11 protein-coding genes are annotated in these 13,653 nt (G+C 38.4%); 10 read left to right on the top strand and 1 reads right to left on the bottom strand.

Translation table 11 applies throughout. The features are described 5' to 3' along the window. Positions 1-10 precede the first annotated feature (10 nt). Genes HN459_02540 through hypE form a run of 6 tightly spaced genes read left to right on the top strand, consistent with a single transcriptional unit; the run spans position 11 to position 5,537 of the window. A complete protein-coding gene (locus HN459_02540) occupies positions 11-244 on the top strand; it encodes a hydrogenase maturation nickel metallochaperone HypA (protein MBT3478319.1) in 234 nt (77 codons plus the stop codon). A 12-nt stretch (positions 245-256) separates the two neighbouring features. Further along, positions 257-2,542, top strand: coding sequence for a carbamoyltransferase HypF (hypF, locus tag HN459_02535; protein MBT3478318.1), 2,286 nt, complete (start codon positions 257-259; stop codon positions 2,540-2,542). Beyond that, complete coding sequence (locus HN459_02530; protein ID MBT3478317.1) at positions 2,533-2,769, top strand: HypC/HybG/HupF family hydrogenase formation chaperone; 237 nt, start codon at positions 2,533-2,535, stop codon at positions 2,767-2,769. Before hypF ends, HN459_02530 begins: the two co-directional genes overlap by 10 nt. A 2-nt stretch (positions 2,770-2,771) precedes the next feature. Then, a complete protein-coding gene (gene hypD / locus HN459_02525) occupies positions 2,772-3,860 on the top strand; it encodes a hydrogenase formation protein HypD (protein ID MBT3478316.1) in 1,089 nt (362 codons plus the stop codon). Beyond that, entirely contained in the window at positions 3,857-4,504 is a 648-nt protein-coding gene (locus tag HN459_02520) for a hypothetical protein (GenBank protein ID MBT3478315.1), read from the top strand. The genes hypD and HN459_02520 overlap by 4 nt, the downstream gene beginning before the upstream one ends. Before the next feature lie 4 nt (positions 4,505-4,508). After that, a complete protein-coding gene (hypE, locus tag HN459_02515) occupies positions 4,509-5,537 on the top strand; it encodes a hydrogenase expression/formation protein HypE (GenBank protein MBT3478314.1) in 1,029 nt (342 codons plus the stop codon). A gap of 160 nt (positions 5,538-5,697) precedes the next feature. On the opposite strand, the gene HN459_02510 is transcribed toward hypE, so the two are convergent. Further along, positions 5,698-7,083: a hypothetical protein gene (locus HN459_02510; GenBank protein ID MBT3478313.1), complete on the bottom strand. Its 1,386-nt coding sequence runs from the start codon at positions 7,081-7,083 to the stop codon at positions 5,698-5,700. 254 nt (positions 7,084-7,337) lie between these two features. Here HN459_02510 and HN459_02505 point away from each other — a divergent pair, with 254 nt between their 5' ends. The 4 genes from HN459_02505 (at position 7,338) to HN459_02490 (ending at position 13,641) form a co-directional block, all read left to right on the top strand. Then, entirely contained in the window at positions 7,338-8,489 is a 1,152-nt protein-coding gene (locus HN459_02505; protein ID MBT3478312.1) for an aminotransferase class I/II-fold pyridoxal phosphate-dependent enzyme, read from the top strand. Positions 8,490-8,692: 203 nt separating this feature from the next. Beyond that, positions 8,693-9,157: an Rrf2 family transcriptional regulator gene (locus tag HN459_02500; GenBank protein ID MBT3478311.1), complete on the top strand. Its 465-nt coding sequence runs from the start codon at positions 8,693-8,695 to the stop codon at positions 9,155-9,157. An 18-nt stretch (positions 9,158-9,175) separates the two neighbouring features. Continuing rightward, positions 9,176-9,997 (top strand): c-type cytochrome, encoded by an 822-nt coding sequence (locus tag HN459_02495; GenBank protein ID MBT3478310.1) that lies wholly within the window; start codon positions 9,176-9,178, stop codon positions 9,995-9,997. Next, a complete protein-coding gene (locus HN459_02490) occupies positions 9,997-13,641 on the top strand; it encodes a nitrate reductase subunit alpha (protein ID MBT3478309.1) in 3,645 nt (1,214 codons plus the stop codon). Before HN459_02495 ends, HN459_02490 begins: the two co-directional genes overlap by 1 nt. Positions 13,642-13,653: the final 12 nt, after the last annotated feature.

The raw sequence follows: 13,653 nt of genomic DNA, 5'->3' as shown, positions 1-13,653 counted from the left end.
GAATGATTTATTGAAAAAAATAAGACTTGTTGCCAAAGATGGGAAAGCAAAAAAAGTGAATTCTATTTCACTTTGGCTGGGAGCAATGAGCCATATTTCCGCAAATCATTTAAAAGAACATTTTGATATGGCCACCCAAAATTCTGAATTAGAAGGTGTGGACTTAAACATTGAGACATCTGATGATGCGTTTCATCCACAAGCCCAGGATATTCTTCTAAAATCCGTTGATATTGATTCTTAATCGGTGCGAATAATGAGTGACGTTTTTAGTCCAAAAGCACTGAAAATTTATATATCAGGCATGGTGCAAGGTGTTGGTTTTCGCCCGTTTATTTATAAATTGGCGCGGGCGAACTCTCTAACCGGTCATGTGAAAAATACTACCGAAGGTGTCAGCATTTTGGCCCAAGGCAATGATGAATCTATTCAAACATTTTTATCCAATTTGCGATCGGAAGCTCCACCTTTAGCACGAATTTTTGAAATTAAAACCCATAAGGCCAACCCCAATGGGTTGAGTCAATTTAAAATTGTTCATAGCCAAAAATCCGGCGAAAAATCCGCCTTAATTTTACCCGACATGTCCACCTGTGATGATTGCTTAATCGACATTGCTGAGCCGACAAATCGTCGGTATCAATATCCATTTACGAATTGTACTAACTGTGGTCCACGTTTTTCTATTATTAAAAATTTACCATATGATCGTCCAGAAACATCCATGGCGAAATTTAAAATGTGTACCCAATGTCAATCTGAATACGATGATCCAGAAAACAGACGTTTTCATGCACAGCCCAATGCATGTCCTAATTGTGGCCCCCAATTATCTTTTTGGAATAATTCAGGAACCGAAATCGCTCAAAAGCTAGACGCGCTCATTTGGACTATTGATGAAATATGTCAGGGAAAAATTATTGCACTCAAAGGCTTGGGCGGATTCCAATTAATCTGTGATGCCAGAAATTCTGTGGCAGTCAACACATTGAGAAAAAGAAAAAATCGCCCTGCTAAACCATTTGCGCTCATGGTGAAAAATCTTCAAATGGCGTCATCCCTTTGTGAAATGGATCCTAATGAAATTTCTATTTTAACATCGCCTGAAAAACCCATACTCATTTTAAAATCGAAACAAAATGTCATGTTCACTCAGCAGGTTGCGCCTGGGAATCCAAATTTAGGATTGATGTTGCCATACACTCCATTGCACGAATTATTAATGAGTGGTTTGGGATTCCCTATTATAGCCACAAGTGGCAATTTGGCCAACGAACCCATTTGCATAGATGAAGCTGAAGCCTTGGAGAGATTGGGCCAGATTGCTGATGGATATCTAATTCACACTCGTCCTATCGTTCGCCCCGTTGATGATTCTGTGGTTCGTCTAATGGCAGGAAAAAAAATGATTCTTCGCCGAGCTCGTGGATATGCTCCGTTTCCTATTCAGGTGAAAGAAGGGCTTTCATCCATTTTGGCCACAGGTGCACATTTGAAAAACACTATCACCGTTACGCGGAAAAATCAATTTTTTATGAGCCAACATATTGGAAATTTGGATTCAGAGTTATCGGCTCAAACGCAACAAACGGTGAGCCAAGATTTGATTCAAATGTATGATTTAAATGTGAAATCGGTAGCCTGTGATTTGCATCCCGATTATCAATCCACGACCTTTGCGAAATCATTGGGATTACCCTTGTATCCAGTTCAGCATCATATTGCTCATATTTGGTCGGTCATTGCAGAACATCACCTGCCACTTCCCGTTTTCGGCTTGTCGTGGGATGGTACGGGTTTGGGCGTAGATAATACAATTTGGGGTAGTGAATTTTTTACTATAAATAGGCAGGGATGGAAACGGACTGCTCATTTAAAACCGTTTAAACTTCCTGGCGTAGATTTAGGCGCGAAAGAACCACGCCGATCCGCATTGGGATTGCTATTTACTCTCATGGGGAATGATGTATTTGATTTGCCACTTGTCCAAAATTCATTTAAAGATTTTGAACTCGATGTTATGAAAACGATGTTTGAATCGGGAACGAATATCCATGAAACCACTAGCATGGGGCGACTCTTTGATGCGGTGAGTTTTATATCGGGCTATAACCAAAAAACTCAGTTCGAAGGCCAAGCTGCGATGGATTTGGAGTTTTCCATTGATGACTATTCTTCTGACATATCTTATCCCATTACAGTTCATCATGAAAATGGGAAGCATGTTTTAGATTGGACACCCATGGTAGAAACTATTTTGCATGATGTTAATTCAAAAATTTCACGAAAAAAAATCGCCTATAAATTTCATGAATCTTTATCCAATATGATTGGTGTTGTATCAGAATTAGTGGACATAAATACTATCTGTTTATCAGGCGGTTGTTTTCAAAATAAAACATTGTTGGAACAGACAATACACAAACTAAGACTCAAGAATTTCAAGGTCTATTGGAATCAAGATATACCAATTAACGATGGTGGAATCTCTATGGGACAAGCTGCCGCACTTTATTACGGGGGACAAAAAGAATGTGTTTAGGCATACCAGGTGAATTGATAAAAATGATTCAAGATGATGGATTAATCAAGACGGGAAAAGTGAGTTTTGGTGGAATTATAAAAGATGTGAATTTGTCGTACACACCGGAAGCCAATGTGGGAGATTTTCTTATTGTTCATGTGGGATTTGCCATCAGCGTTATTGATGAAAAAGAAGCATTAAAAGTCTTTGATTATTTAAACGAAATTGGAAATCTTGAATTGTAAATATGAAATATTTAGACGAATACAGAGATAAAGAAACAGTGCTACGATTGGTGGATGAAATTCATAAATCCACCACCCAACCTTGGACTATTATGGAAATGTGTGGTGGCCAAACGCATTCCATTATTCGATATGGAATTGATGAATTAATTCCAGATAAAATACGTTTGGTGCATGGCCCCGGGTGCCCCGTGTGTGTTACGCCGGTGGAAATGATTGATAAAGCATTGGAAATTGCAGCCCACCCGAACGTGATATTTACATCTTTTGGAGATATGCTCCGTGTGCCGGGGAGTCATGGCGATTTATTCACGGTGAAAGCCAAAGGTGGGGATGTGCGCATTGTGTATTCCCCTATGGATGCCGTGGAATTGGCCACTAAAAATCCTAATAAAGATATTGTTTTTTTTGGTGTAGGATTTGAAACCACAGCCCCTGCGAATGCGATGACAGTAGTGGCAGCTCACGCCCAAAAATTGAAAAATTTTAGTGTACTCATTTCGCATGTATTAGTCCCGCCAGCTATTGAAGCTATTCTCCAATCGGAAAAAAATCAAGTGCAGGGATTTCTCGCTGCAGGACATGTATGCACTGTCATGGGATATGAAGAATATTTTTTACTATGCGAAACATATAAAGTCCCTATTGTGGTAACAGGGTTTGAACCAGTGGATCTTCTTCATGGGATTTTAATGACCATAAAACAATTAGAAGCGGGGAAGTATGTTGTAGAAAATCAATATGTTCGTTCCGTGACAAAACGCGGGAATGATCCGGCTCAAAAAATATTAAAAGATGTGTTTAAAGTTATTCCGAGAAAATGGCGTGGTATTGGCGAAATCCCAATGAGTGGATGGGGGTTAACCGAAAAATATGAAAAATTCGATGCAGAAAAGAAATTTGGTGTTATCAATACCACCGCAGAAGAACCGGCTGATTGTATTAGTGGTGAAATTTTGATGGGCCATAAACGGCCTAATGAATGTCCTGCTTTTGGAAAAACATGCACACCAGAATCTCCGTTTGGCGCCACCATGGTTTCTCCTGAAGGAGCTTGTGCCGCCTATCATAAATACCATAGACACTTATGAATAACGAATTAGCGATTTTACTGTCATCTTCTGCATTAGTAGCATTCATCCATACTTTATTTGGCCCGGACCATTATTTGCCCTTTGTTGCCTTATCCCAAGCGAATCGCTGGACAAAAAAGAAAACAATGTTCATAACAGCATTTTGTGGATTTGGACACACACTTTCATCCATGTTTATTGCAGGTATTGGCATAGGCGCAGGGATTGGATTGACTCAATTTGAATGGATTAAATCAGTCCGTGGAGATATTGCTGCTTGGTTTTTAATCGGATTCGGATTGCTTTACACATTATGGGGATTACGAGAAGTTTATTTCAATCCAAAACCCCATCATCATTCGGTAGGAACTACCGTGTCTAAAAATTCAATTTGGGCCTTATTTATCTTTTTTGTATTGGGGCCATGCGAGCCATTAATACCTTTGTTAATGGCATCAACTTTTCAACATAGTTATGTTGGATTATTTGCCGTGAGTCTTGTCTTTACATTGGTAACCATCAGCACCATGATGGGCTTTGTTTATTTAGGTATTACAGGATTGGGGTATGTACAGATCAGAAAATTTGAACCTTACACCCATGCCTTTGCAGGAAGTATTATTTTGTCCAGTGGATTGGGAATTCAATTTTTAGGATTATAATTTTATGACAGATTTTAAACTAAATTGTCCGGTACCATTTGATAATTCCGGCCATATAACGATGGCACATGGCGGTGGCGGTAAAGTAATGAATCAGTTGATTCAAAATTTATTTCAATCTACGCTTTCCAATGATGTCTTAGATCAGTTGCATGATGGTGCAATTTTAGAAATGGGAAATACAAAATTAGCCTTTTCCACAGATTCATTTGTCATTGATCCACTCTTTTTCCCTGGGGGCGATATTGGAAGTTTGTCGGTGCATGGCACCGTAAATGATGTGGCCATGTGTGGTGCCATTCCAAAATATCTCAGTTTAGCCATTATATTAGAAGAAGGATTTCCCATTGCGGACTTAGAACGAATAGTTCACTCTATAAAACTCGCATCAGAAAAAGCAGGTGTGGATGTGGTTACAGGGGATACTAAAGTTGTTGATAAAGGTAAGGGGGATGGTATTTATATCAATACGGCTGGAATTGGCGAAGTCATTCCCGGTGTGAATATTAGTCCACAAAATGTGAAACCAGGGGATGCAGTAGTCATATCAGGTGATATTGGTCGCCATAGTATCGCCATCATGGCGGTACGAGAAGGTTTGAAATTCTCCACCACAATTAAGTCTGATAGTATGGCGGTGAACCACCAAGTTAAATCCATAATTGATGCAGGCGTTTCGCCTCATTGTTTTAGAGATTTAACGCGGGGTGGGCTCGCCAGTGCATTGGTTGAAATCAGTCAATCAGCTCAGGTACATATTCAATTAGAAGAAGAAGCTATTCCTATTTTGGACGAAGTTCGGGGTGCGTGTGAAATTATGGGTTTTGATCCTATTTATTTAGCCAATGAAGGTCGATTTATTTCTTTTGTATCTCCAGATGATGTTGATGGGGTATTGTCTGCGATTCCAGATGCGATTCGGATTGGATACGTACTATCAAGTGGAAAAGCTAAAGTCACTATGGTGCAACCCTTTGGACCTGAAAAGATTGTGGATATGATTTCGGGAGAACAACTTCCCCGGATTTGTTAGGGTATTTCGAGCGGTTCTTTATCGCCTGGAATAATTAAAACAGGAATGGAAGATTTTCGAACCACTCTTTCTACTGTAGAGCCAAATAAAATTGAACACTTTTCGATCCTCTTTGGGTCTGTCTTCTTGTTGAGTTTGAATGAGTGTTCTTTATATCTTTTTAATTGCGACAGCATTTTAGTACAGGTTTCATAATATAATAAAATATTCCAAGTCCGAATAAAAATATTAATCCAGACAAACCAAACATACGAGTAGCAATAGTTCCATTGAAAGGAAGGAGGATTAAGGCTTGTTCGGGAATGATAGCAGAAAGGACTCTAAATAAAACGGAAATATTTATTATGATTGAAAGATAGACAACTCGGTTAGGGTGTGTCAGTTTCATCGCACCGGTCATTCCCGGTATCATTCGCACCGCCATTCCCATTATAAGTAAAGAAGTAAATCCGGCCAACCACATATGTCGTATTCCGTCAATATTTATTCCCATTTGAATTTTGGTTATTAACCCAGCGTGCAATAAGATATCAAAAATAAGGCCGACAAATTGCCAAAAGAATGCAGAGCGAATAAGCCACTCAAATCGTCCGAATTCACCATAGTCTGGCAAAGATTTTCGTGGCGTGATTTTCCGGGGTTTACGCTCATGATTTGTTTCTGAAATCCAAGATAGTTTAGATTTGAATAATATATCCAATCTTATTATGAACCAAATTAATAGAAGATTTTTTAGAATACTGAAGCTGTAAATCATTTTTGGGAACCAAGAGATATATACAAAATGAAACAATATTTTAAATCCAAAGATTAGAGAAATGATTATTAAATAAAGAATGCTAAATGACCTTACATTCCATTTAATTGAAGGTAGTCTTAAAAAAAGAGGGAGTGCCCGGATGCTAACGGCAATACATATTGAAAAAATTGTAAAATGAATAAATATATCAGTTAGAAAAAGATGCCAGTTGTGTAGGATAGAAATATCATGATTGATTACCATATTTATTAATAATATTTGATTTCCAACACCATAAATCAACCAACCAAAAATATTCATCATCAAAAATATTCTAATATCCCTATTTGGGGTAATGAAAGATGGTTTAATATTCTGAATAATATTATAAAGAAATACTAAGTATAATATAATCCCTGATAAAACCAAGATTCCTGAAAAAATGGTACCCCATCCTAAAAAATAATACCAAAATGGCTCATTTATAAATGGTAAGAAAGAATGGGTAATAAATCTCAGGAATAAACCCGATACCATTGATACCAATATGGCAGATATATGAAGTTTATTTATATTTTCAAAATGGGCTAATCGAGATAAAAAATGAATTGAGACTCCCATCACAAAAAGTCCTATCCACCCCATTAACTGAAGATAGCCATGTGTTTGAATGTAAGCATGAAATCCTTTCCCTAGGGGAAAATCAAAACCGACTGTAAAGGCAACATGAGCACCCATATTTATGCCTGCCCAAAAGGCAATTAAAATGGCACTGTGAATATATTTAGAAGGGAACTTTGGCATCATTTTCATTGAACAATTAAGTGGGAAACTTAATAAGAGTTCTGTATCCGAATATAATAGTTACTTTAATATTTGCGGTTTAATTTCTTTACAATTAATCTAATTCAATTTATTAAGTAGGGGAAAAATCGTTTTATTCCACAATAAATCGTTATTAATATATTGTAATATCCAAAGAGTTTTGGATATATTGCTTTTTATTGTTAACAAACCATTTATTATAAATAACACAAATTTCATAAACCAAAGGATAAGTGATGTCAGTTAAAAATATGTCATTTGAGACAAAATCTATTCATGCAGGGGAACCAAGGGCAAGGTATGCCGGGTCAGTTAATATTCCGATTTTCCAAAGTTCAACCTATGAGATTGATAAAGATAGCCAGGAAATAGGTATGCGGTATCTTCGACTTAACAATACACCAAATCATATTTTTCTTCATAGAAAATTAGCTGCATTAGAATGTTCGGAAGCTGCTTTAGTCACATCTTCTGGTATGAGTGCAATAACGACTACTTTAAACACCTTTTTGGAACTCGGTGATCATCTATTATGTCATAAGGTATTGTATGGTGGTACCGCAGGGTATGTATCCAAAGAATTACCAAAAAGCGGAGTAGACGTTGATTTTATTGATGCTAGTCAACCTTCTGATTGGGCCTTAAAAATTAAACCCAATACAAAAGTAATATATATTGAATCGATTACTAATCCGCTTATGACTATTCCAGAATTAGATGAGATTGTACGATTTGCTAAAGAAAATAACTTGATATCAATTGTTGATAATACTTTTGCAACACCTGTTCTTTATAATCCAATTGTGAACGGTTTTGATATTGTCCTTCATTCCGCCACAAAATATTTAAATGGTCACTCTGATATTGTTGGCGGTGCTATTATGGGAGGTGAGGAACATATTTATAAAATCAAATCAAAATTGAATTATTTGGGTGGTTCAATGGATCCAAATACATGCTATTTACTTCAACGTGGCATTAAAACACTACTATTAAGATTTAATAAACAATCAGAGAATGCGAAGAAAATCGCTGAATATTTAAACAATCATGAAAATGTTATTAAAGTGAATTATCCTGGAATACCTTCAAATTCTGAACACCTCCGTGCGAAGAAATACTTTGGTGGATATGGCGCAATGTTAAGTTTTGAATTGAAGGGCGGTGTTGATTATTCTGATGAATTTATTGGCCGTTTAAAATACCCCTTAAACGCAGCAAGCTTAGGCGGAGTCGAATCTCTAATCACCCGGCCAGTTCAAACTTCCCATTCATTTTTGAACCCGGAAGAAAGGGCTAAGGCAGGTATTTCTGATTCTTTGATTAGGTATTCTCCAGGAATAGAATCTGCTGCTGATTTAATTGATGACATGGATCATGCATTTTAAGAGCTAATCATGAATTAATAATCCTTATTATTTAATAGAGTTTTTCTATTTAGAATATTAAGTATTTGTATTAGCGCTCATTCACCTTTTATTCATATAATTTAGCATATATAATAAAATAGGATAAAGGCATCCGTAATAACCCTTGCCTTAATTATACATTGACTCGTAATATTATAACAAGATAACAGTATCCAAATATAATGTTTTACTCAAAATCAGCCAAATATGCCATTCAGACTATGATATACCTTGCCGTTAAAGACGGGATAGGTCTTATTATGGTTTCAGAGATTGCAGGTGCATATCACATACCACCGTCCTTTTTATCAAAGATTACTCGAACGCTTCGAAAGCATAATTTAATTTCTTCTACACGGGGCAGAAATGGCGGAATCAAATTGGCAAAACACCCAAGTGACATCTTTATTAATGATATTTTATTAGCCATTGATGGCCCCGAATCCATTGTACCAAAATGTGGGTTTGGGTACGATTCATGCTCTGATGAATTTCCCTGTCCGTTTCATCATCGTTGGAAAGATGTTATAACCCAAGTACACACTTTAATGGAAACTGAAACATTGGACAATCTGTCCAAGGATGTTATAAGTCGAAATTATCTCCCTGGACTCAAAAACACTGCCAATCTTGGTGACCTTCAATAGTTAAACAATCACATCAATATGAAAAATTTCTTTAAAATTATTTTACCAACACTTTTCTTGATATCTGGAGCCATTAGTCAAGATGTCCAGAAATTTTACAAGCAAAATTGTTCCAGTTGCCATACCATTGGTGGTGGGCGACTCACAGGTCCAGATTTGAAAAATGTACATAACCGAAAAGATGATGCATGGATTAAAGGATTCATTAACGATCCTATGTCAGTGATTAATTCGGGCGATACTTATGCACGCCAATTGGTAGATGAATCCCGTGGAATAATTATGCCTAAAGTTGGTGGACTTACACCTTTTATCGTTCAATCTTTATTGGATTTTATTAAGGCTGAATCAGCAAAAGAGAAATCAGTATTTGGCGGTTCTACCTTGGCCGACAGAGCTTTAACGCCCGGTGATATTGTAAAAGGTCGCGCATTATTTATGGGTGAATCCACCTTGAAAAATAGCGGTCCTTCTTGCATCGGATGTCATTCCATTTCTGGCGAAGGTGCATTAGGTGGTGGATTATTAGGACCTAATTTGACGGATGTGTATGGACGATTGGGGGGCAAGGTCGCATTGGCGGCATGGCTTTCTAGTCCTGCCAGTGAAATCATGGGCCCTATTTATGGCAAGCACCCAATTGACGAAGAAGAAGTGTTACCACTGGTGGCATTTTTTAAAGATAAGGGTCAGTCCGAAGTGAGCGAAGCGAGCATGCACGATTTTAATTTTTTAATTATTGGATTTATCGGATTGGCAACTGTACTGATTCTATTTGATTTATTCTGGGGAAACCGTCTTCGATCTGTGAGAAGAAAAATGGTAAAAGGAAATTTGTAATGAGTGATAAAAACGGAAAATTATCCTGGATTCAGGATGAAGTGGTACCCCAAAATAGAAAATGGGAAGAATTTTACCGCAACCGCTGGCAGTATGATAAAATTGTTCGTTCCACGCATGGGGTAAATTGTACAGGAAGTTGTACTTGGCAAATTCATGTAAAAGATGGAATTGTTACCTGGGAAATGCAAGGATTAGATTACCCCAAATTAGAAAGTGGTATTCCACCTTATGAGCCCCGCGGTTGTCAGCGTGGCATCTCTTTTTCATGGTATTTATACAGCCCATTACGGGTGAAATATCCTTATATCCGTGGAATTCTACTCGATCTTTGGAAAGAAGCACGGGCAGAATATTCAGATCCAGCAGAAGCATGGCAATCCATGGTGAATGACCCTGAAAAAAGAAAGCGATGGCAGAATGCTCGTGGTAAAGGTGGGTTTCGCCGGGGAGATTGGGAAGAAGTCAAAGAATTGATTGCTGCTTCTATGGTACATACAATTAAACAGCATGGTCCAGACAGAATTGCGGGATTTTCACCCATTCCAGCTATGTCCATGGTGAGCTATGCTGCCGGCGCACGATTGATGCAATTGGTTGGGGGTGTAGCCCTATCTTTTTATGATTGGTATTGCGATTTGCCTAGTGCATCTCCAGAAACTTGGGGCGAGCAAACCGATGTTCAAGAATCGGCCGATTGGTACAATTCAAAAATGTTGGCTGTTATGGGTGCAAACCTAAATATGACCCGAACGCCTGATGTGCATTTTGCTGCAGAAGCGAGACATAATGGTACGAAGATGGTGGTCTTTTCTCCTGACTTTTCTCAAGTATCCAAATTCTCAGACGAATGGATTCCTGTAAATGCTGGGCAGGATGGTGCATTCTGGATGGCAGTAAATCATGTAATTTTAAAAGAATTTCATCATGAAAAACCAACAGAAGATTTTTTAACCTATACTAAGCAATACACAGATTCACCTTTTTTAGTAGAAATCAAAAAATTAAATGATGTTCTCCGTCCCAATCAGTTGCTCCGGGCCAATCGACTTAATCAATATAAAACAATTGAAAATGGCGATTGGCAATTCCTTATGTGGGATGAGAAAGATCAAAAGACAAAAGTCCCCATGGGATCTGTCGGCAATCGCTGGGCTAAAGAGAATAAAGGGAAGTGGAATCTTAAATTAGAAGATAATGTGGATGGATCTATAATTAATCCGCAGTTGTCTTTTTTGAATGATTCCGACGACTTGATGGAGATTGAGTTAGATAATTTTGCTGAAGGTGAAACGAATCTTCGAAAAGTCCCTGTAAAATATATTGAAACGGCAGACGGAAAAGTTCCCGTTACCACAGTTTATGATTTGCTCATGGCACAATACGGTGTGGGAAGGGGATTAGAAGGCTACCCAGATTCTTATGAATCGGACGAATTGTACACACCGGCTTGGGCTGAAAAATATACGGGTATTTCTCCCGATACGTTGATTCGGTTTGCGCGGGAATGGGCAAGCACTGCCATGCATACCGGCGGTAAATGTACGGTTATTATTGGTGCCGGAATAAACCATTGGTATCATGCAAATTTGACTTATCGTGCAGCGATTCATGCACTCATGTTTACAGGATGTATTGGGAAAAATGGCGGTGGATTAGCACATTATGTTGGACAAGAAAAATTAGCACCGGGAGAATCTTGGGGCTCTATTGCTTTGGCGAAAGATTGGTTTGGTCCTTCGAGATTGATGAATACACCCAGTTGGCATTATGTCCATTCTGATCAGTGGCGATATGAAAAAGGATTCACCGATTATCATACCGTCCCAAAAAATCAGCCAGAAAATAGTTTGGCGAAGGGACATACAATTGATGTGAATGTAAAGGCAGTCCGTAATGGATGGTTGCCTTTCTACCCTCAATTTGAAGCGAATCCCATTGATTTGGTAAAGGAAGCTCGAAATGAAGGTGCGACTGATGAAAAATCTGTTGTGGATTATGTGGTGGAAAAACTAAAGAAGCGTGAATTAAAATTTTCTATTGAAGACCCTGATAATTCAGCCAACTTTCCACGTGTTTGGTTTATTTGGCGGGGAAATGCGATTGGCGGATCTGCCAAAGGACATGAATTCTTTTTAGACCATTATTTAGGAACACATACCAATCAAGTTTCTGATAGCAATTTTGCCAAAGGTTCTACAGAAGAAGTGGTTTGGCATGACAAAGTTCCTCAAGGGAAAATGGATTTGGTTGTAGATCTGAATTTCCGCATGGATACATCTGCACTCTATTCGGATATTGTTTTACCTGCTGCAACTTGGTACGAAAAAGACGATTTGAATTCAACAGATATGCACAGTTTTATTCATCCATTGCAAGAAGCAGTTCCCCCAGCGTGGGAATCCAAATCCGATTGGGATATATTTAAAGCCATTGCAGAATCATTTTCAGAGTTAGCTAAAAATCATTTTCCGGATTTAGTTGAAGATTTGGTCTCTATTCCATTGGCCCATGATACGCCTGCGGAAATTGCTCAAACCGACATTAAAGATTGGATTTCTGGTGAAATAGAAGCCATCCCAGGTAAAACAATGCCGGGGATGAAAATTGTGAACCGTGATTTTAAAAATGTTTATAATCAATTTGTGTCCTACGGACCCAATATTCCTAAAAATGGATTAGGTGCTCATGGCACTGGTTACCAAGTCAAAGATGAATATGAACGTCTGATGGAAGAACATCCAACAGAAAAATGGGATGATAAAACTTACCCATCTTTGAGAGAAGCTCGAGATGTTGCGAATACAATTTTAACATTGGCCACCGTTACCAATGGTGAATTGGCTCATCGTTCCTATAAAAATATGGAAGAAAAGACAGGATTGGTTTTAGCAGATTTGGCTGAAAAGAACCGTGGAACTCGTGTGGATTTTGATGATTTATGTGCACAACCACGGCGACTTCTCAATAGCCCTATGTGGTCTGGACTCACTGAAAATGGTCGTGCCTATTCACCTTTCACCTACAATGTAGAACGATTGGTGCCGTGGCGAACTTTGACTGGACGGCAACATTTTTATTTGGATCATCCAGGATATATTCAATTTGGTGAACATTTACCCACCTATAAACCGAAGCCTACACCCATCCAATATGCAGAATTGAATGTGAGTGAAAGTGAACATCCAACAAAAGTGTTTAATTATCTCACGCCTCACGGAAAATGGCATATCCATTCAACCTATGGAGACAACCATCGCATGTCCACGTTGAGTCGTGGTGTTGAGCCTTTTTGGATTAATGACAAGGATGCCCTGGAGTTAGGCATTGTAGATAATGATTGGGTAGAAGTCTATAATGATAATGGTGTCGTGGTGACTCGCGCCAATGTGAGTGTGCGAATTCCACGTGGTATTGTGATTATTTATCATGCCACTGAACGAACCTTATCCGTACCCAAATCGCCCTTGCGTGGGAATAGACGAGCGGGGATGAATAACAGTCTAACACGTGCCCGATTGAAGCCAAATCTTATGGTTGGGGGATATGGGCAATTTACCTATCATTTCAATTATTGGGGTCCCACAGGATCAAATCGTGACACATTTATCATGGTGCGGAAATTACCCATCTTAAACTGGTGAAAATCTAAAAGA

The organism is Candidatus Neomarinimicrobiota bacterium, from assembly GCA_018647265.1.
In the GTDB taxonomy this organism is placed as follows: domain Bacteria; phylum Fidelibacterota; class Marinisomatia; order Marinisomatales; family TCS55; genus TCS55.
Note: the sequence above shows the minus strand (reverse complement) of the source record. Positions and strands in the feature narration are given on the sequence as shown.

Coding starts and splice junctions, on each gene's coding strand:
- hypF (MBT3478318.1), top strand. CDS start 257: ATGAGTGACGTTTTTAGTCCAAAAGCACTGAAAATTTATATATCAGGC.
- hypE (MBT3478314.1), top strand. CDS start 4,509: ATGACAGATTTTAAACTAAATTGTCCGGTACCATTTGATAATTCCGGC.
- HN459_02495 (MBT3478310.1), top strand. CDS start 9,176: ATGAAAAATTTCTTTAAAATTATTTTACCAACACTTTTCTTGATATCT.
- hypD (MBT3478316.1), top strand. CDS start 2,772: ATGAAATATTTAGACGAATACAGAGATAAAGAAACAGTGCTACGATTG.
- HN459_02505 (MBT3478312.1), top strand. CDS start 7,338: ATGTCAGTTAAAAATATGTCATTTGAGACAAAATCTATTCATGCAGGG.
- HN459_02510 (MBT3478313.1), bottom strand. CDS start 7,083: ATGATGCCAAAGTTCCCTTCTAAATATATTCACAGTGCCATTTTAATT.
- HN459_02530 (MBT3478317.1), top strand. CDS start 2,533: ATGTGTTTAGGCATACCAGGTGAATTGATAAAAATGATTCAAGATGAT.
- HN459_02500 (MBT3478311.1), top strand. CDS start 8,693: ATGTTTTACTCAAAATCAGCCAAATATGCCATTCAGACTATGATATAC.
- HN459_02520 (MBT3478315.1), top strand. CDS start 3,857: ATGAATAACGAATTAGCGATTTTACTGTCATCTTCTGCATTAGTAGCA.
- HN459_02490 (MBT3478309.1), top strand. CDS start 9,997: ATGAGTGATAAAAACGGAAAATTATCCTGGATTCAGGATGAAGTGGTA.